Consider the following 22,364-nt stretch of genomic DNA (forward strand, 5'->3'; position numbering starts at 1 on the left):
GTCAACCCCGCGGTGCGAATGAGAAATAAGGCATGACCAACGGCTGGCGCTTGTCGCGCCTGCTGCGATGGCGGGTGGTGGCCGGGTCCGTGGCCGATTTGATGTTCCGGATGAGGGACAGGTCGGGCGCGACCGGGGCCGCGCTATGCAGCGCGGCCGGGGCGACTTTCGACAGGCATGCGGCGGAGGCGGCGCAGGTGGCCGACACCGCGCTGGAAGTGGCGACGATCGCGACCAGGCCGTCGGCGCCGGAGGCCACCTCCAGCATCGTGATCGGGGGCGGATCGCCGGCCCGCATCGCCGGGCTGAAGACCGCCAGCGCCAAGGCGAGGGCGATGCCGCAGGTGCTGAGGGCGGTCAGGCTGTTTTGGAGCTTGCGGTTCATGGGGGCCTTCCTGCTCGTTGGTAGACCGGTGTTGTATGCAACTATAACACCGAAACACGCTCGGTCAAGTCCCGCCGTCCCCAACTGAAGTCATACTGTCCCGGCCACCCCCTCGGAGCATTCCTGAATGGCCCGGATCCGCCTGAAACCCTTCCTGCCAGCGGCGCTTGCCGCTTTCCTGCTGTCGGCCGCCGGCGTCGCCTTCGCGGCGGACGGGCTGCTCGCCCACAGTTACCGCCCGCTGGCCGGCAAGACGCCGGTCGACCTCGGCAGCACCTATTCGGGTGAGGTCGTGTTGATCGTCAACACCGCCAGCAAGTGCGGCTTCACGCCCCAGTTCGAGGGCCTGGAGGCGATGCATGCCCGTTACCGCGAGCGCGGTTTCGCGGTGCTGGGCTTCCCGTCGGGCGACTTCAAGGAGCAGGAGTTCGAGGACGAGGCGCAGATCCAGGAGTTCTGCACCCTGACCTACGGCGTGAAGTTCCCGATGTTCCAGAAGGTGCACGTGGTCGGCGAGCAGGCCACGCCGCTGTATCGCGAACTCGCCGCCGCGGCCGGCGAGGCGCCGCAGTGGAACTTCCACAAGTACCTGATCGGGCGCGACGGGCGCCTGGTCGCCAGCTACGGCAGCCGCACCACGCCGGACGATCCGGCGCTGGTCGCGGCGATCGAGCGGGCGCTGGCGGCGCCGCGCCCGCAGCCCGGCGGCGACTGATCGAGCCGGCACCGATTTGCCGGCATCGCACGACCCCGCGACAATGTCCGCCGGTTCCGCCACCGGCGGCGTCCGGATCGTCGGCATCCCGCTGCGGTCCGGTGCGCGGCGGGCGATACACAACAATATGGTTCAAGACAGCAACATCCACCGATACAGGAGCAGGTTTGCAATGAAGGCTTTGATGCATGGCGCCGCCACGCTACTGGTGTCCGCCGCGGCGATCACCGGCGTCGTTTCCCCCTCGGTGGCCCAGGCCCAGGACGGGACCGAGCTGAGTAGCGAGCGCGACAAGGTCAGCTACATGGTCGGCCACGATGTCGGCCGTTCGATCGAGCCGATCGGCCCCGATCTCGACCTGCAGGCGTTCCAGCGCGCGATCGAGAATGCGTTCGCCGGCGGTGAGCCGCTGCTCAGCGAGAGCGAGGTGCCGGCGATCGGCCAGGCGATGATGATGCGTTCGGCGGCGCGTGCCGGCCAGGCGCCGGAAGGCGCGCAGATCCCCGAGGTGGCCAAGGACAAGGCCGGCTACCTGGTCGGCGCCGACATCGGCCGCTCGATCTCGCCGATCAAGGACGAGATCGAAGTGAAGGTGCTGGTGCAGGCGGTGCGGGCGGTGCTCAACGACGAGCCGCTGCTGCTGGACGAGGCCCAGTTGGGCAGCGTGCGCGAGTCGTTCTCCGCGCGACTGAAGGAGAAGGCCGCCGCCAAGGGGCAGGCCAACAAGGCCGAGGGCGAGAAGTTCCTCGCCGAGAACAAGGCGGTCAAGGGGGTGTTCACCACGCCGTCTGGCCTGCAGTACATGGTCCTGCGCCAGGGCTCGGGTCCGCGTCCCAAGCCGACCGACCGGGTGCGTGTGAACTATCGCGGCACCTTGCTGGACGGCACCCAGTTCGACAGCTCCTACGATCGCGGCCAGCCGGCCGAGTTCGCGCTGAACCAGGTGATCGCGGGCTGGACCGAGGGCCTGGGCCTGATGCCGGTCGGCAGCAAGTACAAGTTCTGGATCCCGGGCGACCTGGGCTACGGCGCCAACGGCGCGCCCGGTGGCGTGATCGGACCGAACGCGCTGCTGGTGTTCGAGGTCGAGCTGCAGACCATCCTGTAACGGCTCGACCGGTCGCCGCCACGCCGCGGCACCGTGCGTAGGCACGGCACCGCGGCGAGCGGATATGCGGAACCGTTCGACGCGTCGCGGTCGTGTTCATCGACAACGTGCGACCCTTTTCCTCTTCCCAATTCATTGCCGGAACCCAGTCCATGTCCCCGATTGCCCGTACCGCCAAGGCGGCGCTGACCGCCTCCGTCCTGAGCATCGCGCTGCTGTCCGCCTGTTCTCCTTCCGGGGAGGCGTCCGGCGAGGCCGCTGGCGACACCGCCGACGCCGCCGACGCCGCCGATGCCGACAAGGCCGATGGCGATGCCCTGGTGATCGAGGGGCTGGAGGGCGACAAGGCCCAGGCCAGCTACATGATCGGCATGGAGATCGGCAAGTCGCTGGAGTCGGTGAAGGATGAGGTCGATACCGATGTGCTGTTCGGCGCGATCCGCGACAGCCTCGACGGCAAGCCGTCGCTGCTGTCGGAGGAGCAGGCCCAGCAGGTCGCCGCGCGCTTCGGCGAGCACATGGCCGGCAAGCTGGAGGCCGAGCGTGTCGAGGAGGGCAAGAAGAATGCCGAGGCCGGTCGCCAGTTCCTGGAGTTGAACGGCAAGAAGGACGGGGTCGTGACCACCGAGTCCGGTCTGCAGTACCAGGTGCTCACCGAGGGCAAGGGGCCCAAGCCCAAGGAGAGTGACGTCGTTCGTGTCCACTACAAGGGCACCCTGCTCGACGGCAGCACCTTCGACGACTCCATCGCCCGCGGCGAGCCGGCGGTGTTCCCACTCGGACAGGTGGTGCCGGGTTGGCGCGAGGGGCTGACCCTGATGCCGGTCGGCAGCAAGTACCAGTTCTGGATCCCGGGCGACCTCGGCTACGGCGAGATGGGAACCCCGGGCGGCCCGATCGGGCCGAACCAGACCCTGGTGTTCGAGGTCGAGCTGCTCGGCATCGAAAAGCCGGCGGCCAACTGACCAGGTCGCCAGCGCCAACGGGCGCACGGGCAAGATGCAGTCAAATCAGCATTTGAATTAGGACGGAAGATGCAAGTAACCATTTTCGGAACCGGCTATGTCGGCCTGGTCACCGGCACCTGTCTGGCCGATGTCGGTCACAACGTCGTGTGTGTGGATATCGACCAGGCCAAGGTCGAGGGCCTGAACCGCGGCGTGATTCCGATCTTCGAGCCCGGCCTGGAGCCGATGGTCAAGGCCAATCATGCCGCCGGTCGCCTGCGCTTCACCACCGACGCGGCGGCGGCGATCGAGAGCGGCGACATCATCTTCATCGCGGTCGGCACGCCGCCGGACGAGGACGGCAGCGCCGACCTCAGGTACGTGCTGGAGGTCGCCCGGACCATCGGTCGGCACCTGTCGCGACCGGCGGTGGTGGTCGACAAGTCGACGGTGCCGGTGGGGACCGCCGACAAGGTGCGTGCGGCCATCGCCGCCGAGCTGCAGGCGCGCGGCGCCGATATCGCATTCGAGGTCGCCTCCAACCCCGAGTTCCTCAAGGAGGGCGATGCGGTCAACGACTGCATGCGCCCGGACCGTATCGTGATCGGCGCCAGCGACCCGGACGCGATCGAGAAGCTCAAGCGCCTGTACGCGCCGTTCAACCGCAACCACGAACGCATCGTGGTGATGGACGTGCGCTCGGCGGAGCTGACCAAGTACGCCGCCAACGCGATGCTGGCGACCAAGATCAGCTTCATGAACGAGATCGCCAACATCGCCGAGCGGGTCGGCGCCGACGTCGAGATGGTCCGCCATGGCATCGGCTCGGACCCGCGGATCGGCTGGCACTTCATCTATCCCGGAGCCGGCTACGGTGGCTCGTGCTTCCCCAAGGACGTGCAGGCACTGGCGCGGACCGCCCAGCACCACGGCGTCGAACCTCGCCTGCTCAATGCGGTGGAGGCGGTCAACGAGCACCAGAAGGGCCATCTGTTCGAGCTGATGGCGCGCCACTACGGCGGTGTCGACGCGCTGCGCGGAAAGACCGTGGCGGTGTGGGGGCTGGCGTTCAAGCCCAATACCGACGACATGCGCGAAGCGTCCAGCCGGCGCCTGCTGGCGCAGCTGTGGGAGGCCGGCGCACGGGTCCGCGCCTATGATCCGGAGGCGCGGCAGGAAGCGCAGCGGATCTTCGGCGAGCGCGACGATCTGCTGCTCTGCGACTCCGCCAACGCGGCCCTGGCCGATGCCGACGCGCTCGTCGTGGTGACCGAATGGAAGCCGTTCCGCAGCCCCGACTTCGCGCGTATCCGCGGAGCCCTGGCCGATGCGGTGATCTTCGACGGCCGCAATCTGTACCATCCCGACGAGGTCGAGGCGGCCGGCATCGCGTACTACGGCATCGGCCGCGGGCGCTCGATCGGCCTGGACTGAGCCCGGGCCGATGAATCCGGACGACACGACGATGCGCGACGATCACGAACAACGCCTGGCGGAGCTGGAATCGCGCATCGCGTTCCAGGAGCATGCGCTGAACGAGCTCAGCGACGCGCTGGCCGCCGCGCGCGACGAGGAGGCCCGCAACGCGCTGTTGCTGCAGCGGGCGCTGGAGGACCTCAGGCAGTTGCGCCTGGCGCTTTCCAGCGGCCCCGTCGCCGCCGATCCGGCGAACGAACCACCGCCTCCGCACTACTGAACGAGCACGACACAGCGGCCGCAAAAAGATGAGTGACACCCTCCGCAACCAGTTGCTCGGACTCGGCTTCAAGCCCAGTCCGGGAAAGCCCGCAGACCGCAAGCGCAAGGGCGGCGGCGGCAACAAGCCGCGCCAGAATGCCGCGGCCGGCAAACCCGCCCGGGGTGGCGGCAAGGCCCGCAGCCGTGAGGACATCGATCTGGGCAAGGCCTACGCGATCCGCGCCCAGCGCGAGAAGGAAGAACGGATCGCGGCCGAGCAGGCCCGGCAGGAAGAGGCGCGCAAGCGCCGCGAGGCCCGCGCCAGGCTCGCCGAGATGCTGGAGGGCAAGGCGCTCAATCGCGACGACGCCGATATCGCCCGCCATTTCGAGTACGGCGGCAAGATCAAGCGGGTCTACGTGAGCGCCGACCAGCTCAAGGCCTTGAACGCCGGCGAATTGGGCGTGATTCAGCACAATGGACGCTATCTGCTGGTCGACGCCGACGTGCTGGCGCAGGCCGAGCAGTTGTTCGCCCCCGCGGTCGCGCTGAAGGTCGATCCGGACGCGCCGGTCGCCGACGATCCCTACGCCGACCCCAAGTACCAGGTGCCCGACGACCTGGTCTGGTAGCACCACGCCACCCATGCCCGTAGGAGCTGCGTAAGCCGCGATTCCCGGGCTGCGCCCGGATACCTCCCAAGGTTTGCTACGCAAACCATGGGCCCCGCCGTTGCGCATCCACACCCCCATTCGTGCCTGCGGCACGAATTGCCCCCTGACTCAGGGGGGAACGATATCCGGCTGCGCGCGGATATCTCCCAAGGTTTGCTGCGCAAACCTCGGGCCCCACCGTTGCGCTGCCACACCCCCATTCGTGCCTGCGGCACGAATTGCCCCCTGACTCAGGGGGCTGGGTTGATGAGGTAGATAAACGCTCTTCGTAGGAGCGGCGTGAGCCGCGATGAGGCTTTCATGGGATGGCCCGATCGCAGCTTACGCAGCTCCTACAGGAGCCAGAGAGTGCGCGCGTCCTGCTCTTGTCGCCCTTACTCGGGGTCGTAGTCCAGGTTGGAGGCCAGCCAGCGCTCGGCCTGCTCCAGCCCGACGCCCTTGCGCCGCGCATAGTCCTCGACCTGTTCCTTGCTGACCCGGCCGACCACGAAGTACTGGCTGCGCGGGTGGCTGAAGTAGTAGCCGGACACCGCGGCGGCCGGGTACATCGCGAAGCTCTCGGTCAGCCTGACGCCGGCGCTGCGCTCCGCGTCCAGGATCCGGAACAGGGTCGCCTTCTCGCTGTGTTCGGGGCAGGCGGGATAGCCCGGGGCGGGGCGGATGCCGCTGTAGGCCTCGTCGATCAGGGCATCGTTGTCCAGCGATTCCCCGCTCGCATAGCCCCAGAACTCCTTGCGCACGCGCTCGTGCAGGCGCTCGGCGAAGGCCTCGGCGAGGCGGTCGGCGAGGGCCTTGAGCAGGATCGCGTTGTAGTCGTCGTGATCGGCCTCGAAGCGGGCGACATGCGTCTCGATGCCGATGCCGGCGGTCACCGCGAACGCACCGATCCAGTCCTTGAGCCCGCTGTCGCGCGGCGCGATGAAGTCGGCCAGGCAGAAATCGGGGCGCTCGACCGGCTTGTCGGCCTGCTGGCGCAGGAAGTGCAGGGTGACCGGCTCGCCGTCGATCTCGGCGACGACGTCGTCGCCGACGCTGTTGGCGGGCCACAAACCGAACACGCCGCGGGCGGTCAGCCAACGCTCCCCGACGATCCGTCGCAGCATCTCGCGGGCGTCGCGGTAGAGCTCGCTGGCCTGGCTGCCGACGACCTCGTCGTCGAGGATCGCCGGAAACTTCCCGGCCAGCTCCCAGGTGTTGAAGAACGGCGTCCAGTCGATGTAGTCGACCAGTTCCTCGAGCGGGTAGTCGCCCAGCACATGCAGGCCGGGGTGGAGCGGGGCGGGCGGGACATGCGTGTCCCAGCCGCCGTCGAACCTCTGGCCGCGCGCCTTTTCCAGCGACACCAGCCGCTTGCCGTCGCCGCGGTTGCGGTGGCGCTGGCGGATCTCGGCGTAGTCGGCGTCGTTGGCGGCGACGAACGGACCGCGCAGGTCGGCGCTGATCAGCGACTGGGCGACACCGACCGCGCGCGAGGCGTCCTTGACCCAGACCGTCGGCGCCGAATAGTGGGGGTGGATCTTCAGCGCCGTGTGCGCGCGCGAGGTGGTCGCGCCGCCGATCAGCAGCGGAGTCGCGAACCCTTGTCGCGACAGCTCCCGGGCGACATGGCTCATCTCCTCCAGCGACGGGGTGATCAGGCCCGACAGTCCGATCAGGTCGGCGTTCTCGGCTTTCGCCCGGTCGAGAATGGTCTGCGCCGGCACCATCACCCCGAGGTCGACCACCTCGAAGTTGTTGCAGGCCAGCACCACGCCGACGATGTTCTTGCCGATGTCGTGGACGTCGCCCTTGACCGTCGCCATCACGATCTTGCCGTTGGACTTGCCGACGTCGCCGGTGCGCAGCTTCTCGGCCTCGATGAAGGGCAGCAGATAGGCGACTGCCTTCTTCATCACCCGCGCCGACTTGACCACCTGCGGCAGGAACATCTTGCCGGCGCCGAACAGGTCGCCGACCACGTTCATGCCATCCATCAGCGGGCCCTCGATCACGTCCAGCGGCCGCGTCGCCTGGGCGCGGGCCTGTTCGGTGTCGGCCTCGATGTACTGGTCGATGCCGTGCACCAGGGCATGGCTGAGGCGCTCGCGCACCGGACGTTCGCGCCAGGCCAGGTCCTCGACCTTCTTCTCGCCCTTGCGGCCCTTGAAACGCTCGGCGATCTCCAGCAGCCGCTCGGTGGCGTCGCTGCGGCGGTTGAGCACGACGTCCTCGACCCGCTCGCGCAGGTCGGCGTCGAGGTCGTCGTACAGGGGCAGGGCGCCGGCGTTGACGATGCCCATGTCCATGCCGGCGCGGATCGCGTGGTACAGGAACACCACGTGGATCGCCTGGCGCACCGCCTCGTTGCCGCGGAACGAGAACGAGACGTTGGAGACGCCGCCGGAGATGTGGCTGAGCGGGAAGCGCCGCCTCAGTTCGCGGGTGGCTTCGATGAAGGCGACCGCGTAGTCGTCGTGCTCCTCGATCCCGGTCGCGATCGCGAACACGTTGGGGTCGAAGATGATGTCCTCGGGCGGGAAACCGACCTCGGCGGTCAGCAGCCGGTAGGCGCGCGAGCAGATCTCGATCTTGCGCTCGACGGTGTCGGCCTGGCCCTGCTCGTCGAAGGCCATCACCACCACCGCGGCGCCGTAGCGACGCACCAGCCGCGCCTGGCGCAGGAACTCGTCCTCGCCTTCCTTCATCGAGATCGAGTTGACGATGCCCTTGCCCTGCAGGCATTTGAGCCCGGCCTCGATCACGCTCCACTTGGAGCTGTCGACCATCACCGGGACCCGGGCGATGTCCGGCTCGGCGGCGATCAGGTTGAGGTAGTTCACCATCGCCTGTTCGGAATCGAGCAGGCCCTCGTCCATGTTGACGTCGATGACCTGGGCGCCGCTGTCGACCTGCTGGCGGGCGACGTCGACCGCTTCGTCGAAGCGGTCTTCCTTGATCAGCTTGCGGAACTTCGCGCTGCCGGTGACGTTGGTGCGCTCGCCGACGTTGACGAAGTTGCTTTCCGGGGTGATCTGCAGCGGCTCCAGGCCGCTGAGCCGGGTGTGGCGGGGCAATGCGCTCATGCGGCCTGGTCGAGCTCGGGGCGTTGGCGTGGCGGGATCTCGCGGACCGCATCGGCGATCGCGGCGATGTGTTCGGGGGTGGTGCCGCAGCAGCCGCCGACCAGGTTCAGCAGGCCGGCGCGGGCGAACTCGCCCAGCACCCCGGCCATGTCCTGCGGGGTTTCGTCGTAGCCGCCGAAGGCGTTCGGCAGGCCGGCGTTGGGGTGGGTGCTGACATAGGCGTCGGCGACCTGCGACAGCACGTCCACGTGCACCCGCAGGTCGCGCGCGCCCAGCGCGCAGTTGAGCCCGATCGCCAGCGGCCGGGAGTGCCGCAGCGAGTACCAGAACGCCTCGGCGGTCTGCCCGGACAGGGTGCGTCCGGAGGCGTCGGTGATGGTGCCGGAGATCATCACCGGCAGCCGCGCCCCGCGCGCGTCGAACGCGTCCTCGATCGCGAACAGCGCGGCCTTGGCGTTGAGGGTGTCGAATACGGTCTCGACCATCAGCACGTCGGCGCCGCCGTCGATCAGGCCGTCCGCGGCCTCGCGGTAGGCCGCGTGCAGCTCGTCGAAGGTGATCGCGCGGAAGCCGGGGCGGTTCACGTCCGGGCTCAGCGAGGCGGTGCGGCTGGTCGGGCCGAGCACGCCGATCACGAAGCGCGGACGTCCGGGGTCGCCGGCCTCGACCGCATCGCAGGCTTCCCGAGCCAGGCGCGCGCCGGCCTCGTTGAGTTCGCGGGCCAGGTGCTGCAGGCCGTAGTCGGCGAGCGAGATCGAGGTCGAGTTGAATGTGTTGGTCTCGACCAGGTCGGCGCCCGCGTCCAGGTAGGCGCGGTGGATGCCGCGGATGATCTCCGGACGGGTCAGGCTGAGCAGGTCGTTGTTGCCGCGCTGGTCGTGGCCGCAACCGCAGCCGGGGCCGTGGGCATGGCCGTCGACGGCGTCGTGGTCGCGGTCGAAGCCCTCGGCGAAGCGCTCGCCGCGGTAGTCGTCCTCGGCCAGGCCGTGCTGCTGGATCATCGTCCCCATGGCGCCGTCGATCACCAGGATGCGCTCGCGCAAACAGCGTTCCAGGCGCTCGGTGCGTTGCGGGTTCAACCAGGGCAGGGTCTGCATGTCAGCTCTTCCTCTGTGTCTTGCGCGGCGCCCGCGGGCTGCGCGCGATCAGGGCGATGACCTCGAAGTGGGGCGGGCGGCGTTCGCGGGTGACCGTCTCGCAGCTGACGATCTCCAGCCCGGCGCGGTCGGCGAACCGGCGCAGCTCCTTCTCGCTGAAGCCGAGGTTGACGTGGCCGTAGGCCTCGACCGTGCTGCGGTGCTCGTGGCTGGCCAGGCTGGTCAGCAGCAGTCGGCCGCCTGGCCGCAACACGCGACTGGCCTCGGCGACCGCCCGCGCGGGGTGGTCGGCATAGGTCAGCGCATGCATCAGCACGACCAGGTCGAATTCGCCGTCGGCGAACGGCAGCGCATGCATGTCGCCTTCCTGGACCTCGACGTTGCCGAGCCGGCGCAGACGCTCGGTGGCGGCGTTGACGACCTTGCTGCTGGCGTCGAGGCAGACATAGCGGTGGGCGTGCGGGGCCATCAGTTCGGCCAGTACGCCATCGCCGGACGCGATGTCGAGCACGTCGCCGGGCTCCAGCAACGGCAGCGCCGAGCGCGCCATCGCCTCCCAGGTACGGCCGGGCGAGTAGTGGCGCTCCATGTCGCCGGCGACCGAGTCGGCCCAGTTCTGGTCGGCGGCGCGACTGGCGAGCACGTCCGGCAGCCGTTCGGCGTCCTGGCGCAGCAGCGGATCGTCGCTGCCGCGGCGCAGGGTCTGCCACAATGCGCGCTGGGCCGGATCGAGCGAATCCTCCTCGAACCGGTAGTAGGCCGAGACGCCGGAGCGGCGGTCGCGGACCAGCCCGGCTTCCTTGAGCCGGGCGAGATGGGTCGATACCCGCGGCTGGGCGAGCCGGGTCACCGCCGACAGTTCGGCGACGGTCAGCTCCTCGCCTTCGAGAAGGGCGAGCAGGCGGACGCGGGTGGCGTCGGCGAACACCTTCAGCCTTGACGACCAGCCTTCGAGATCCATGCGGGCTCCTGGATGTGCGTGGCGATGCGGAGTGGCACCCGGCGGGCGCATCCATCAAATCATCGCGATATAGCGATAAGTTTGATTCGCAGGGCTGCCGCGGTCAAGTCCGGGGCCGTCGGCGGGGCCGGGCATGGCTGGGGTTATCGGCGTCCGGGAGCTACAATGGCCGGATTGTTCAGCCGATCCGGGCGTGCCCGGTGATGCTTCACTCCGGATAGATTTCGAGGTGCCGACGTGGATTTCCGCTTTACCGACGAGCAGTTGATGATCCAGGACGTGGCGAGGCGCATCGCCCAGGAGAAGATCGCCCCGAGCGCCGAGCACCACGATCAGACCGGCGAGTTCCCGCTCGAGAACATCCGCACCCTCGGCGAGAACGGCCTGATGGGCATCGAGGTGCCGGCCGAGTACGGCGGCGCCGGCATGGACCCGGTCAGCTACGTGCTGGCGATGGTGGAGATCGCCGCCGGCGACGCCGCCCACTCGACCATCATGTCGGTGAACAACTCGCTGTTCTGCAACGGCATCCTCAAGTTCGGCAGCGAGGAGCAGAAGCAGACCTACGTGCGCGCGATCGCCGAGGGCCGCGAGATCGGCGCGTTCGCGCTGACCGAGCCGCAGTCGGGCTCCGACGCCACCGCGATGCGCTGCAAGGCGGTCAAGCAGGACGACGGCAGCTTCGTGATCAACGGCAAGAAGAGCTGGATCACCTCCGGTCCGGTCGCCCGCTACATCGTGCTGTTCGCGATGACCGACCCGGACAAGGGCGCGCGCGGCATCACCGCGTTCATGATCGATACCCAGCGCGAGGGCTTCCACCGCGGCAAGACCGAGCCCAAGCTCGGCATCCGCGCCTCGGCCACCTGCGAGATCGAGTTCACCGACTACGTCGCCCGCGCCGAGGACGTGCTCGGCGAGGAAGGGCACGGCTTCAAGATCGCGATGGGCGTGCTCGACGCCGGCCGCATCGGCATCGCCAGCCAGGCGATCGGCATCGCCCGCGCCGCCTACGAGAAGACCCTGGAGTACGTGAAGGAGCGCAAGGCCTTCGGCCAGCCGATCGGCGCGTTCCAGATGACCCAGGCCAAGATCGCCGACATGAAGTGCAAGCTCGACGCCGCGCTGCTGCTGACCCTGCGCGCCGCCTGGACCAAGGGCGAGACCGACAAGAACGGCGGCCGCTTCAGCAACGAGGCGGCGATCGCCAAGCTGACCGCGTCCGAGGCGGCGATGTGGATCAGCCACCAGGCGGTGCAGATCCACGGCGGCATGGGCTATTCCAAGGAGATGCCGCTGGAGCGCTACTTCCGCGATGCCAAGATCACCGAGATCTACGAGGGCACCAGCGAGATCCAGCGCCTGGTGATAGCCCGCAACGAGACCGGCCTGCGCTGAGCGCCCGTCCAAGGCCATGAACGCCTCCCGGGGCCGGTCTTCCGCGTGCCGTTGCCGATCGTCCGGCAACGGGCGTGGTCGCGACCCCGCGCGCCGACTTTGCGCGATCGCGCCGGTCGCCGCGGCGTCATTGCCTGTTCACGCGATGGGGCGTGCAATAGCCCCTGTTATGACCGTCGAAGACTGTTCAGCCCACACCTGCGCGGTTTCTCCCACATGACCCCCGAGCGGCCCGCGCGAAAGCGTGGGCCTCACTGCATTGGAATCCCGGATTCCATGAGCCCTGAGCACCCATGAGCACTTCCAAGACTCCTGCCAAGAAGAAGGCCGTCAAGACCGCCAAGACTGCCAAGTCCGTCAAGCGCGCGAACCCGACCGCCGGCCAAGCCGCTTCGGGCAACGATGCGGTCTCCCTCGCTCCGATCGTGGCCGCGATGCGCAAGAAACTGCCCAAGGCGCGCCAGGCCGAGGCCGAGGCCTTCGTCAAGGCCTTCTATGTCCGCATGGGCGACGACGAACTGCCCCAGCACAGCGCCGCGGGCTGGGCGGCACTGGCCGCCGACTTCCTCGATTTCGCGCGCGTGCGCAGGTCCGGCAAGGCGCTGGTGAGGCTGTTCAACACCACAGTGAAGTCGCATGGTTGGGAGTCGCCGCACACGGTCCTGCAGATCGTCAACGACGACATGCCGTTCCTGGTCGACTCGATCACGATGCGGCTGGCGGAGATGGGGATCGGCGTGCACGTGCTCGGCCACCCGGTGGTCTGTTTCGAGCGCGACCGCTCCGGCCGGGTGACCGCGATCGGCTCCGGCAATTCCGAGTCGCTGATGCACCTGGAGATCGACCGCCAGGCCAGCGACTCCATGGCCGACATCGAGCAGGCCATCCAGGCGGTGCTGGCGGACGTGCGCGCGATCGTGGTCGACTGGCAGGCGATGCGCGACAGGATGGTCGAGATCGCCGATGAGCTGCCGAACCGCCATTCGCCGGTCGACGAGGCCGGCCGGCGCGAGGCCCGGGAGTTCCTGCGCTGGGCGGCGGACAACCACTTCACCCTGCTGGGATACCGCGAGTACGAGGTGACCCGCCAGAAGGGCGTGGAGGTGCTGAGCGCGGTCAAGGACAGCGGCCTGGGCCTGTTGCGCGCGGGCGATGTCGGCAAGCCGCGCCTGCTGACCTCGCTGGCGGCCCACTTCATGCCGCAGTCCGGCGCGGTCGACGCGCTGATCCTGACCAAGACCAATGCCCGCGCCACCGTGCACCGGCCCGGTTACATGGACTATGTCGGCATCCTCGACTTCGATGCCGCCGGCAAGCCGGTCCGCGAGCAGCGCTTCCTCGGCCTGTACACCTCCAGCGCCTATACCTCGCGCCCGTGGAACATCCCGCTGGTGCGCGAGCGCCACGAGTACGTGATGGAGCGCTCCGGGCTGGCGCCCAACAGCCACAACGGCAAGGCGCTGCGCCACATCCTGGAGACGATGCCGCGCGACGAGCTGTTCCAGGCCAGCGGCGACGAGCTGTTGCGCACCGCGATGGCGATCCTCGGCCTGCAGGAGCGGGTGCGCAGCAAGCTGTTCCTGCGCCGCGACCGCTATGGCCGTTATTTCTCGGGCCTGGCCTATATCCCGCGCGACCGCTTCAACACCGAGGTCCGTCACCGCATCGAGGCGATGCTCAAGCGGGTCCTGTGCGGCGAGCACATCGACACCAATGTGCAGCTCAGCGAGTCGCCGCTGGCGCAGTTGCACTTGATCGTGCGGCCGAAGTCCGGTGAGGCGATCGAGATCGATCATGCCGCGATCGAGGCCGAGCTGGCCGAGATCGTCCGCAACTGGCAGGACGACCTGCGCGACGCGCTGATCCGTCGCCATGGCGAGCAGGAAGGCCTGCACATCAGCCAGCGTTTCGGCCGTGCGCTGCCGGCCGGCTACATCCAGCACTCCGGCGCCGAGGCCGCCGCCGGCGACGTAGATCACCTGGCCGCGCTGACCGGCCCGGACGACCTGGGCCTGAGCCTGTGCCGCCAGCACGAGGGCGTCGGCGGCCTGCGCTTCAAGTTCTACCGCCAGCTCGACGACATTCCGCTGTCGGACGCGCTGCCGATGATGGAGAACATGGGGCTGCGGGTGATCGCCGAGCATCCGTTCCGGATCCTGGTCGACGACGTTCCGCTGTACATCCAGGACTTCGAGGTCGAGTCCGCCGGCGGCGACATCGACATCGAGCAACTGGGCGCCAACTTCGAGGACGCCTTCGCCCACATCTGGCGCGGCGATGCCGAGAACGACGGTTTCAACCGCCTGATTCTCGGCGCCGGCCTGTCGTGGCGCCAGGTCGCGATGCTGCGCGCCTACTGCAAGTACCTGTTGCAGGTCGGGGTGCCGTTCTCGCAGGCCTATGTCGAGCAGACCTTCGCCCGCTATCCGTTGCTGGCGCGGCTGATGGTCGAGCTGTTCGAGGCCCGCTTCCATCCGTCCACCGGCGGCGAGAGCAAGGCCGAGATCAAGGCCGGAATGGCGGCGTTCCGCGCCGAGCTGGAACGGTTGGCCGGTGGCGACGCGTCCGCGCTGGCGGCGCTGGCGCCGGTCATCGAGGCCCGCGCCGGCAAGCGCGAGGCACAGACCGAGGCGACCCGCAAGGCGCTGAAGGTCCTGCTCGACCGCGTCTCCAGCCTCGACGAGGACCGCATCCTGCGCAGCTACATGGGCGTGATCGAAGCGACCCTGCGCACCAGCTACTACCAGAACGGCGGGGCCGACGACGGTGCCGACAAGGGCTACGTCAGCTACAAGTTCGACTCGGCCAAGGTGCCGGACCTGCCCAAGCCGCGCCCCTACCGCGAGATCTTCGTCTACGGTCCGCGCGTGGAGGGCATCCACCTGCGTTTCGGTCCGGTCGCCCGCGGCGGCCTGCGCTGGTCGGACCGCCGCGAGGACTTCCGCACCGAGGTGCTGGGCCTGGTCAAGGCGCAGATGGTGAAGAACACGGTGATCGTGCCGGTCGGCTCCAAGGGCGGCTTCATCAGCAAGCGTCCGCCGGCCGATGGCGACCGCGACGCGGTGTGGGCCGAGGGCGTGGCCTGCTACAAGATGTTCATCAACGGCCTGCTCGACATCACCGACAACCTGGTCGACGGCAAGGTGGTGCCGCCGCGCGACGTGGTCCGCCACGACCAGGACGATCCCTACCTGGTGGTCGCCGCCGACAAGGGCACCGCGACCTTCTCCGACATCGCCAACGGCATCGCCCGCGAGCACGGCTACTGGCTCGACGACGCGTTCGCCTCCGGCGGCTCGGTCGGCTACGACCACAAGGGCATGGGCATCACCGCCAAGGGCGCCTGGGAGTCGGTCAAGCGCCACTTCCGCGCGCTCGGCCGCGACAGCCAGAAGCAGGACTTCACGGCGGTCGGCATCGGCGACATGTCCGGCGACGTGTTCGGCAACGGCATGCTGCTGTCCAGGCACATCCGCCTGGTCGCCGCGTTCGATCACCGCCACATCTTCATCGATCCGGAGCCGGAGGCGGCGCGTTCCTACAAGGAGCGCCAGCGGCTGTTCAAGCTGCCGCGCTCCAGCTGGCAGGACTACGACACCGCGCTGATCAGCAAGGGCGGTGGTGTGTTCCCGCGCAGCGCCAAGTCGATCCCGCTGTCGAAGCAGGCGCGCGAGGCGCTGGGCATCGACGAGGGCATCGAGGCGATGAGCCCGAACGAGCTGATGAGCGCGATCCTGTGCGCGCCGGTCGACCTGCTGTGGAACGGCGGCATCGGCACCTACGTCAAGGCCGCCAGCGAGACCCACGCCGACGTCGGCGACCGCGCCAACAACGCGCTGCGGGTCAATGGCCGCGATCTGCGCTGCAAGGTGGTGGGCGAGGGCGGCAACCTCGGCCTGACCCAGCTCGGCCGCATCGAGGCCGCGCATCATGGCGTGCTGCTCAACACCGACTTCATCGACAACTCCGCCGGTGTCGACACCTCCGACCACGAGGTCAACATCAAGATCCTGCTCAACGGCGAGGTCCAGGCGAAGAAGCTGACGGTGCCGGCGCGCAACAAGCTGCTGGCGGCGATGACCGACGAGGTCGAGGCGCTGGTGCTGACCGACAACTACCGCCAGAACCAGGCGATCAGCCTGATGGAGCGGATGAGCGTGCCGCGGCTGGGCTCCAAGCAGCACTTCATCCGCACCCTGGAACAGCAGGGCCTGCTCGACCGCCAGATCGAGTTCCTGCCCAGCGACGCCGAGCTCGCCGAGCGCAAGGCGCGCGGCCAGGGCCTGACCCGTCCGGAACTGTCGGTGCTGCTGTCCTACGCCAAGCTGGTGATCTACCAGCAGTTGCTGGAGTCGGACATTCCCGAGGACCCGTACCTGTCCAAGGAACTGGTGCGCTACTTCCCGCAACCGCTGCAGAAGAAGTACGCCGGGTCGATGGAGCACCACCGGCTCAAGCGCGAAATCATCGCCACCGCGGTCACCAACTCGATGGTCAACCGCATGGGCGCGACCTTCACCCTGCGCATGACCGAGGACACCGGCCGCAGCGCCGCCGAGGTCGCCAAGGCCTATACGATCAGCCGCGAGGCGATCGACGCGCGGGCGCTGTGGGCGCAGATCGACGCGCTCGACGGCAAGGTGCCGGAGTCGGTGCAGATCGACGCGCTGAAGGTGATCTGGCACCTGCTGCGGACCATGTCGCGCTGGCTGCTGTCGCGACCGGGGGCGATTCCGGAGATCACCGACGCGATGGCGCGCTACGGCGCCGGTCTCAAGGCGGTGCAGGCCGCGCTGCCGACCGCGATGTCGGAGGTGCGTCGCGAGGGCTTCGAGGCGCGCAAGACCGAGTGGAAGGACAAGGGCTTCCCGGCCCCGCTGGCCGAGCAGCTGGCCGCGTTGCCGTTGCTGGAATTCGGCTGCGACATCGTCGAGGTGGCCAACGCCCGCCGGCTGCCGCCGGCCGAGGTCGCCTGCGCCTACTTCGCGCTCGGCGCGGCCCTGCACATGCCGTGGCTGTACGAGCAGATCGATGCGCTGGAGGTCGACGGTCGCTGGCAGGCGCTCGCGCGTGGCGCATTGCGCGACGAGCTGGGCGTGCAGCAGCGCGCCCTGGTCGGGCAGATCCTGTCCAGCGGCGGCAGGCAGTCGGCCAGCGCCAAGGTCGAGGCGTGGTTGAACCGCGACGACCCGTCGCTGCGCTTCACCCAGGCGATGCTGTCGGAACTGCTGAACCAGAAGGCGGTCGACTACCCGACCGTGTCGGTGGCGGTGCGCCGGCTGGCCCAGGTCGCCGGCACCAGCGTCTGAGTGCCGGCGGCGCGATCCATCGTCGCAACCGCGGGGCCCGGAGGCGGACGTAGCGCCTCCGGGGTATCCTCGGCCGAAGCCACCAGGAGTCGCCGATGACCGCATCGCCCCGGATCGCCTTCTTCGCCAGCCCCGCCGAGGGGGCCGGACAGGCCTTCGAGGAACTGGTCGCCCGGCACGGCCAGCACGACCCTGCCGAGGCCGACGTGCTGGTCGCGCTCGGCGGCGACGGCTTCATGCTGCAGACCCTGCACCGTTACGGCGGGCAGGGCAAACCGGTCTACGGAATGAAGCTGGGCAGCGTCGGCTTCCTGATGAACCATCACCATCCCGACGGTCTGCTCGAACGCCTGCACGCGGCCGAGCCGGCGGTGCTGAGGCCGCTGGAGATGGTCGCGGTCACCGAGTCCGGCGCGACCGTCGGATCGCTGGCCTACAACGAGGTCTCGCTGCTGCGGCAGACCCGCCAGGCCGCGCATCTGTCGATCGAACTCAATGGACAGGTCCGTCTCGACGAGTTGATCAGCGACGGCGTGCTGGTCGCCACCGCGGCCGGCAGCACCGCCTACAACTTCTCCGCGCACGGCCCGATCCTGCCGCTGGGGACCAATGTGATCGCGCTGACTCCGATCGCCGCGTTCCGGCCACGACGTTGGCGCGGCGCGGTGCTGAAGGCCGATACCGAGGTCAGGTTCCGGGTGCTGGACCCGTACAAGCGGCCGGTCAGCGCGACCGCCGACTCCCACGAGGTCCGCGACGTGGTCGAGGTGACCATCCGCGAGTCGCGCGATCGCACGGTCACCCTGTTGTTCGACCCCGAGCACAATCTCGAGGAGCGGATCCTGGCCGAGCAGTTCTCCAGCTGAGCGCGCCGCCGTTTGCGGCGGCGAAAGTCTCAGCGGATGACACCGGAGCAGGGCACAATGGCGGCATGCCAGACCGTGATGCCGACCCCCTGATCGTCGCGATATCCTCGCGCACCCTGTTCGACCTCGAGGACAGCCATGCGCTGTTCGAGGCCCAGGGCATCGATGCCTACGCCGACTACCAGCGCGACCACGAGGACGACATCCTGCCGCCGGGCGTCGCCTTCCCGCTGGTGCGCAAGCTGCTCGGGCTCAACGATGGCGCGCCGCCGGAGGCGCCACGGGTCGAGGTGATCCTGATTTCGCGCAATTCGGCCGATACCGGGCTGCGCATCTTCAACTCGATCGCCCATCACGGGCTGTCGATCAAGCGTGCCGCGTTCAGCAACGGCTCGCCGCCGTTCCCCTACATCCGCCCGTTCGGCGCCGACCTGTTCCTGTCGACCCATGCCGAGGACGTGCGCAGCGCGCTGCAGGCGGGGGTCGCCGCGGCGACCCTGCTGCCGGCGCGGGCGGCGCAGCAACGGCACGACCAGTTGCGGATCGCCTTCGACGGCGACGCGGTGATCTTCGACGACGAGGGCGAACGGGTATCGCGCGAGGGCGGCCTCGACGCCTTCGCCGCGCACGAGCGGGCCCGCGCCGGCGAGCCGCTGTCGGGCGGGCCGTTCCGCGGATTTCTCGATGCCCTGCACCGGCTGCAGGCGGCGTTCCCGGTCGGCCAGGACGCGCCGATCCGCACCGCGCTGGTCACCGCTCGCTCGATCCCGGCGCACGAGCGGGTGATCCGCACCCTGCGCGACTGGGGCATCCGCCTGGACGAGGCGCTGTTCCTGGGCGGTCGCGCGAAGGGCCCGTTCCTGGACGCCTTCGGCGCGGATATCTTCTTCGACGACTCGGTCCACAACATCGAGTCGGCGCGCGGCCTGGTCGCCGCCGGCCACGTACCGCACGGCATCGCCAACCGCGACTGACGGCGGCCGTCGCCGTTCAGTCAGGGATCGCGGCTTACGCCGTGATCCCCGGGCTGCGCCCGGGAATCCCCGAAGTTTGCTTCGCAAACCTTGGGCCCCGCCGTTGCGCTTCCACACCCCCATTCGCACCTACGGCGCGAATCGCCCCCTGACTCAGGGGGCTGGGCCGTCCATACCTATCTCGTAGGAGCGGCGTAAGCCACGATGGGGCTTTCATGGGAAGGCCTGGTCGCAGCTCACGCAGCTCCTACAGAAGCGATGGCCTTCTCCCGTACGCGCGGCGTGAGCCGCGGTATCTGGATGCAGCCGGATACCGTTCCTTCAGCCCTGGTCCTGTTCGCCGAGGTTGATCTCGGCGACCTTCCAGCTCAGGCCCTGCCGGCGCAGCACGACCTCGACCGGCATCTGTCCGGGGTTGTCCAGGCCGACACTGAAGCGGTCGTGCGACTGCAGGCGGTAGTGCGCGTGCTCGAACGGGTCCGGCGCCGGCTCGGTGCTGACCGGCTTGTCCAGCTCCAGGCCGGAGGCGGTGCCCTGGCGCCAGGCGACCCGCCCGCGCATCAGCACGCCGACGCCATCGGGGGTGGCGACGTAGTCGATCAGGCTGCCGCTGAGGTGCCCGGCGACCGCCATCGCGACCGAGCCGAGCAGGCTGTCGCCGATCACCGGGCCGGCCTGGCGGGCGATGAAATCCTCGCTCTGTGCGCGCAGATTGTCCTGCAACGCGGGAAAGTCGACATGGCGGGCGAGAGCGGCGGCGTCGTCCTCGCGCAGCGCGGTCCGGATGCCGTTGACCGCGTACAGCGGCGAGGCCAGATACAGGCCGGCCAGTACCGCGGCGAGCAGGATGAGCGACAGCAGGAATTTCTTCATCGGATCCAGGCGGACAAGGTGGGACGGTCGCGACGCAGGACCGCCGCGCCGTCCAGTGTAGACGCAACCCCGGCCGCGGCGGGCCGGGGTTGCGTGCGCTGCCGATGCCGGCGGCCGCGGGGGGCGGCCGCCGCGCGCACGGCGATCAGAAGCGCAGGCCGCGCTCGCGCACTTCCAGCGGTGCCATCCGGGTCTGATCGTGCAGCTCGAGCTGACGCACCTCGAACGGGGCGTGATAGCCGCGCGGCAGGTGGGCCGGATCGAACTTCAGGGTCAGCGCGCCGTCGCCGGCCGCCAGCCAGGCGGCCGAGTGCGATTGCGACACCGGCCGCCGCACGCCATCGGGCGCGGTCGCGTACAGCACGCCGCGGACCTCGTAGCGGCCCTCGGCCGCGGCCTCGACCGGCAGCACGATCTGCAGCTTGCCCGGGTCGGCGCGGAAGCCGCCGTCCAGGCGCGCGGTCGGCGCGGCCACCGCGAACGCGGTACGGGCGTCGCGCGCGGTTTCGCCATCGTTGGTGAATACCTGCAGCTCCCACAGCCCGGGCTGGCGACTGTGATGGGCCGGCAGGCGCACGTCGGCGGTGCCCCGGCCCTGCCTGTCCAGGCGCAGCCTGACCGGGAAGCTCTCGCCGTCGGGCGCGACCAGCAACGCCTCGGCGCGCGCCGGAATGCCCTGCTTGCCGCGTTGCATGCGAACGTCGACCTGCATGCGGCCGTTCTCGAGGGCGTGGTGACGACGCGGCTGGGCGTGCAGGACCAGGTCGCTGTCGGGCTCGAACACGTGGACCACGTAGCGGCCGTCGGCGCCGGCGGCCTGCAGGCGGTAGCGGCCGGCGCTGGCGGAACGGTCGGCGCGGACCACCGCGGTGCCCGGGTTGACCGCCATTCCGGTCGCGCGCAGTTGCGCGTCGGTGGCCATCGCCTGCAGCGGGATCGCGCGGCCGGCCTGCTGCATCTGCAGGCGTCCGGGGGCGATCGGGGCGGCGCCGCGGGCCGGGCTGACCCGGATCAGCGCACCGGGAGCGGTCAGGCCGACATCGACGCCGCGTTCGAGTTCGGCGCCGTCGACGGTCATCCAGAACTCGCGGCTCTCGGCGGCATGCGGGGCGGGCGCGGACAGCTCGGCATTGGGGTCGAGCGGCCACGAGAACGACACCGGGGCGCGTTCGAAGTCGCCGGCCGGCACCGGCGCGGCGGTCAGTCGCTGCGGGACCTGGTCGCCGCCGCCGGCCGGCAACAGCGGTTGCGAGGCGTTGGCGGCCAGCGGGGCCGAGAGCAGGGCGGCGAGGGACAGGGCAAGAATTCGATGCTTGGACATGGCGGTCACCTCACTGCTGCACGTCGGAACGCAGGATGGTGTCGAGCCGGAAACAGGCGCGACGGCTCTGGTTGTGGCTCAGCGGCTCGCGGCCGGCGGTGCGGTCCTTGTCGACGAACCAGACCGTGCCGGCGGCCGACTGGCTGCTGCAGTCGAGGAAGCCGTCGGAACAGCTGTTGAGCCAGTTCTGGGTCGTCTCCAGGCCGACGTTCTCCCAGTAGCCGCCGCAGTAGCTGTCGGAGTCGAACGGCGAGGAGTCGACATCGCTGCCGACCACGCTGCGGAACGGCTTGGGCAGCGCCGGGCGCCCGGAGGTGCCGTACAGGTACTGGGCGTTGTAGTGGGCCATCCAGCTGACCTGCTGCATGCGCACCGCGTCGGACTCGTAGCCCAGCAGCCAGCCGACCGCCTGCTCGAAGGCGTTGCCGTTCATCACCGCGTCGGCGAGCGGGGTGCCGGCCGAGGACGGCGCCAGCGCGTTGACCCGGACGGTCTTGTTGATGATGTTCGGATAGCGGCTGTCCCAGGTCGGGTTCGACATGATCCAGCGCATCACGTTGCCGCCGTTGGAGTGGGTGATGACGATCAGCCGGGTGATGCCGCGGTTGTTGATGAAGCTGGTCAGTTGGTCGGCCAGGCAGCCGGCGGCGCGGTTGTCCCACATGTACTGCTCGAAATCGCAGTTGATGACCGTGTAGTTGGCGCTGTCGGGCAGCCCCTGGCGCACCGAGTTGACCATCGCCGGTTGCCAGTAGTCCTGGTAGGCGTTGGTCTGCTTGCCGGTGCCGTGCACGAAGGCGACGCCGGTGACTTCGGCGTAGGCGCATGGCGCGAGCGCGGCCATCAGCAGGCCGCAGGCGAGTTTCCGCATGATGTGTTTCCCCTTTCCTTGGAGCGGCCGTGGCCCATCACGGCTCATGCCGCCGGTCTGAGTGCTGGGTCGTTTCCTGCGCCACCCCTATGGCGCATCGTCCCTGAGCGTACCCATCCGTACGGG

At 69.1% G+C, this 22,364-nt stretch carries 17 protein-coding genes; 10 read left to right on the top strand and 7 right to left on the bottom strand.

The window, feature by feature from the left end; genetic code table 11:
- Position 1: 1 nt before the first annotated feature.
- Entirely contained in the window at positions 2–385 is a 384-nt protein-coding gene (locus tag C9I47_RS08005) for a hypothetical protein (protein ID WP_111266268.1), read from the bottom strand.
- 127 nt (positions 386–512) lie between these two features.
- Between C9I47_RS08005 and C9I47_RS08010 the strand changes: the two genes are divergently transcribed.
- From C9I47_RS08010 to C9I47_RS08035, 6 genes are all read left to right on the top strand, one after another.
- Positions 513–1,100 (top strand): glutathione peroxidase, encoded by a 588-nt coding sequence (locus tag C9I47_RS08010; RefSeq protein ID WP_111266269.1) that lies wholly within the window; start codon positions 513–515, stop codon positions 1,098–1,100.
- 172 nt (positions 1,101–1,272) lie between these two features.
- Positions 1,273–2,208 (top strand): FKBP-type peptidyl-prolyl cis-trans isomerase, encoded by a 936-nt coding sequence (locus tag C9I47_RS08015; protein WP_111266270.1) that lies wholly within the window; start codon positions 1,273–1,275, stop codon positions 2,206–2,208.
- 152 nt (positions 2,209–2,360) lie between these two features.
- Positions 2,361–3,173, top strand: coding sequence for an FKBP-type peptidyl-prolyl cis-trans isomerase (locus C9I47_RS08020; protein WP_111266271.1), 813 nt, complete (start codon positions 2,361–2,363; stop codon positions 3,171–3,173).
- Positions 3,174–3,242: 69 nt separating this feature from the next.
- Positions 3,243–4,589, top strand: a complete 1,347-nt coding sequence (locus C9I47_RS08025; RefSeq protein ID WP_111266272.1) for a UDP-glucose dehydrogenase family protein — start codon at positions 3,243–3,245, stop codon at positions 4,587–4,589.
- 10 nt (positions 4,590–4,599) lie between these two features.
- A complete protein-coding gene (locus C9I47_RS08030) occupies positions 4,600–4,851 on the top strand; it encodes a SlyX family protein (protein WP_223250330.1) in 252 nt (83 codons plus the stop codon).
- A 28-nt stretch (positions 4,852–4,879) separates the two neighbouring features.
- Positions 4,880–5,464: a DUF2058 domain-containing protein gene (locus C9I47_RS08035; protein WP_111266273.1), complete on the top strand. Its 585-nt coding sequence runs from the start codon at positions 4,880–4,882 to the stop codon at positions 5,462–5,464.
- 416 nt (positions 5,465–5,880) lie between these two features.
- Here the strand turns inward: C9I47_RS08035 and metH are convergent, their stop codons facing one another.
- The 3 genes from metH to C9I47_RS08050 are packed head-to-tail and all read right to left on the bottom strand — an operon-like array spanning position 5,881 to position 10,626.
- Complete coding sequence (gene metH, locus C9I47_RS08040) at positions 5,881–8,568, bottom strand: methionine synthase (RefSeq protein ID WP_111266274.1); 2,688 nt, start codon at positions 8,566–8,568, stop codon at positions 5,881–5,883.
- A complete protein-coding gene (locus C9I47_RS08045) occupies positions 8,565–9,665 on the bottom strand; it encodes a homocysteine S-methyltransferase family protein (protein ID WP_111266275.1) in 1,101 nt (366 codons plus the stop codon). The genes metH and C9I47_RS08045 overlap by 4 nt, the downstream gene beginning before the upstream one ends.
- A gap of 1 nt (position 9,666) precedes the next feature.
- Complete coding sequence (locus C9I47_RS08050) at positions 9,667–10,626, bottom strand: ArsR/SmtB family transcription factor (RefSeq protein ID WP_111266276.1); 960 nt, start codon at positions 10,624–10,626, stop codon at positions 9,667–9,669.
- Positions 10,627–10,863: 237 nt separating this feature from the next.
- Here C9I47_RS08050 and C9I47_RS08055 point away from each other — a divergent pair, with 237 nt between their 5' ends.
- The 4 genes from C9I47_RS08055 (at position 10,864) to C9I47_RS08070 (ending at position 19,173) form a co-directional block, all read left to right on the top strand.
- The gene (locus C9I47_RS08055; protein WP_111266277.1) at positions 10,864–12,024 is read left to right on the top strand and encodes an acyl-CoA dehydrogenase family protein; all 1,161 of its coding nucleotides are present in this window, start codon (positions 10,864–10,866) and stop codon (positions 12,022–12,024) included.
- A gap of 293 nt (positions 12,025–12,317) precedes the next feature.
- Positions 12,318–17,333, top strand: a complete 5,016-nt coding sequence (locus C9I47_RS08060; RefSeq protein ID WP_111266278.1) for an NAD-glutamate dehydrogenase — start codon at positions 12,318–12,320, stop codon at positions 17,331–17,333.
- 95 nt (positions 17,334–17,428) lie between these two features.
- Positions 17,429–18,199 carry an NAD kinase gene (locus tag C9I47_RS08065; protein ID WP_111266279.1) on the top strand — a complete coding sequence of 257 codons (771 nt, stop codon included), beginning with the start codon at positions 17,429–17,431 and terminating at the stop codon, positions 18,197–18,199.
- 65 nt (positions 18,200–18,264) lie between these two features.
- Positions 18,265–19,173, top strand: coding sequence for a 5'-nucleotidase (locus C9I47_RS08070; protein WP_111266280.1), 909 nt, complete (start codon positions 18,265–18,267; stop codon positions 19,171–19,173).
- A gap of 321 nt (positions 19,174–19,494) precedes the next feature.
- On the opposite strand, the gene C9I47_RS08075 is transcribed toward C9I47_RS08070, so the two are convergent.
- The 3 genes from C9I47_RS08075 to C9I47_RS08085 all read right to left on the bottom strand — a co-directional run bounded on the left by C9I47_RS08075 (position 19,495) and on the right by C9I47_RS08085 (position 22,238).
- Positions 19,495–20,046 carry a DUF2939 domain-containing protein gene (locus C9I47_RS08075; protein WP_111266281.1) on the bottom strand — a complete coding sequence of 184 codons (552 nt, stop codon included), beginning with the start codon at positions 20,044–20,046 and terminating at the stop codon, positions 19,495–19,497.
- 145 nt (positions 20,047–20,191) lie between these two features.
- A complete protein-coding gene (locus tag C9I47_RS08080; RefSeq protein WP_145985452.1) occupies positions 20,192–21,367 on the bottom strand; it encodes a DUF4785 domain-containing protein in 1,176 nt (391 codons plus the stop codon).
- A 10-nt stretch (positions 21,368–21,377) separates the two neighbouring features.
- Positions 21,378–22,238 carry a hypothetical protein gene (locus C9I47_RS08085; protein ID WP_223250331.1) on the bottom strand — a complete coding sequence of 287 codons (861 nt, stop codon included), beginning with the start codon at positions 22,236–22,238 and terminating at the stop codon, positions 21,378–21,380.
- Between the last annotated feature and the right edge of the window lie 126 nt (positions 22,239–22,364).

This window comes from Marilutibacter maris (assembly GCF_003233695.1).
Lineage (GTDB): Bacteria > Pseudomonadota > Gammaproteobacteria > Xanthomonadales > Xanthomonadaceae > Marilutibacter > Marilutibacter maris.

Excerpts from the sequence above, each read along its gene's own strand:
- C9I47_RS08005 (WP_111266268.1), bottom strand. The coding sequence starts at position 385 with ATGAACCGCAAGCTCCAAAACAGCCTGACCGCCCTCAGCACCTGCGGC.
- C9I47_RS08010 (WP_111266269.1), top strand. The coding sequence starts at position 513 with ATGGCCCGGATCCGCCTGAAACCCTTCCTGCCAGCGGCGCTTGCCGCT.
- C9I47_RS08015 (WP_111266270.1), top strand. The coding sequence starts at position 1,273 with ATGAAGGCTTTGATGCATGGCGCCGCCACGCTACTGGTGTCCGCCGCG.
- C9I47_RS08020 (WP_111266271.1), top strand. The coding sequence starts at position 2,361 with ATGTCCCCGATTGCCCGTACCGCCAAGGCGGCGCTGACCGCCTCCGTC.
- C9I47_RS08025 (WP_111266272.1), top strand. The coding sequence starts at position 3,243 with ATGCAAGTAACCATTTTCGGAACCGGCTATGTCGGCCTGGTCACCGGC.
- C9I47_RS08030 (WP_223250330.1), top strand. The coding sequence starts at position 4,600 with ATGAATCCGGACGACACGACGATGCGCGACGATCACGAACAACGCCTG.
- C9I47_RS08035 (WP_111266273.1), top strand. The coding sequence starts at position 4,880 with ATGAGTGACACCCTCCGCAACCAGTTGCTCGGACTCGGCTTCAAGCCC.
- metH (WP_111266274.1), bottom strand. The coding sequence starts at position 8,568 with ATGAGCGCATTGCCCCGCCACACCCGGCTCAGCGGCCTGGAGCCGCTG.
- C9I47_RS08045 (WP_111266275.1), bottom strand. The coding sequence starts at position 9,665 with ATGCAGACCCTGCCCTGGTTGAACCCGCAACGCACCGAGCGCCTGGAA.
- C9I47_RS08050 (WP_111266276.1), bottom strand. The coding sequence starts at position 10,626 with ATGGATCTCGAAGGCTGGTCGTCAAGGCTGAAGGTGTTCGCCGACGCC.
- C9I47_RS08060 (WP_111266278.1), top strand. The coding sequence starts at position 12,318 with ATGAGCACTTCCAAGACTCCTGCCAAGAAGAAGGCCGTCAAGACCGCC.
- C9I47_RS08065 (WP_111266279.1), top strand. The coding sequence starts at position 17,429 with ATGACCGCATCGCCCCGGATCGCCTTCTTCGCCAGCCCCGCCGAGGGG.
- C9I47_RS08070 (WP_111266280.1), top strand. The coding sequence starts at position 18,265 with ATGCCAGACCGTGATGCCGACCCCCTGATCGTCGCGATATCCTCGCGC.
- C9I47_RS08075 (WP_111266281.1), bottom strand. The coding sequence starts at position 20,046 with ATGAAGAAATTCCTGCTGTCGCTCATCCTGCTCGCCGCGGTACTGGCC.
- C9I47_RS08080 (WP_145985452.1), bottom strand. The coding sequence starts at position 21,367 with ATGTCCAAGCATCGAATTCTTGCCCTGTCCCTCGCCGCCCTGCTCTCG.
- C9I47_RS08085 (WP_223250331.1), bottom strand. The coding sequence starts at position 22,238 with ATGCGGAAACTCGCCTGCGGCCTGCTGATGGCCGCGCTCGCGCCATGC.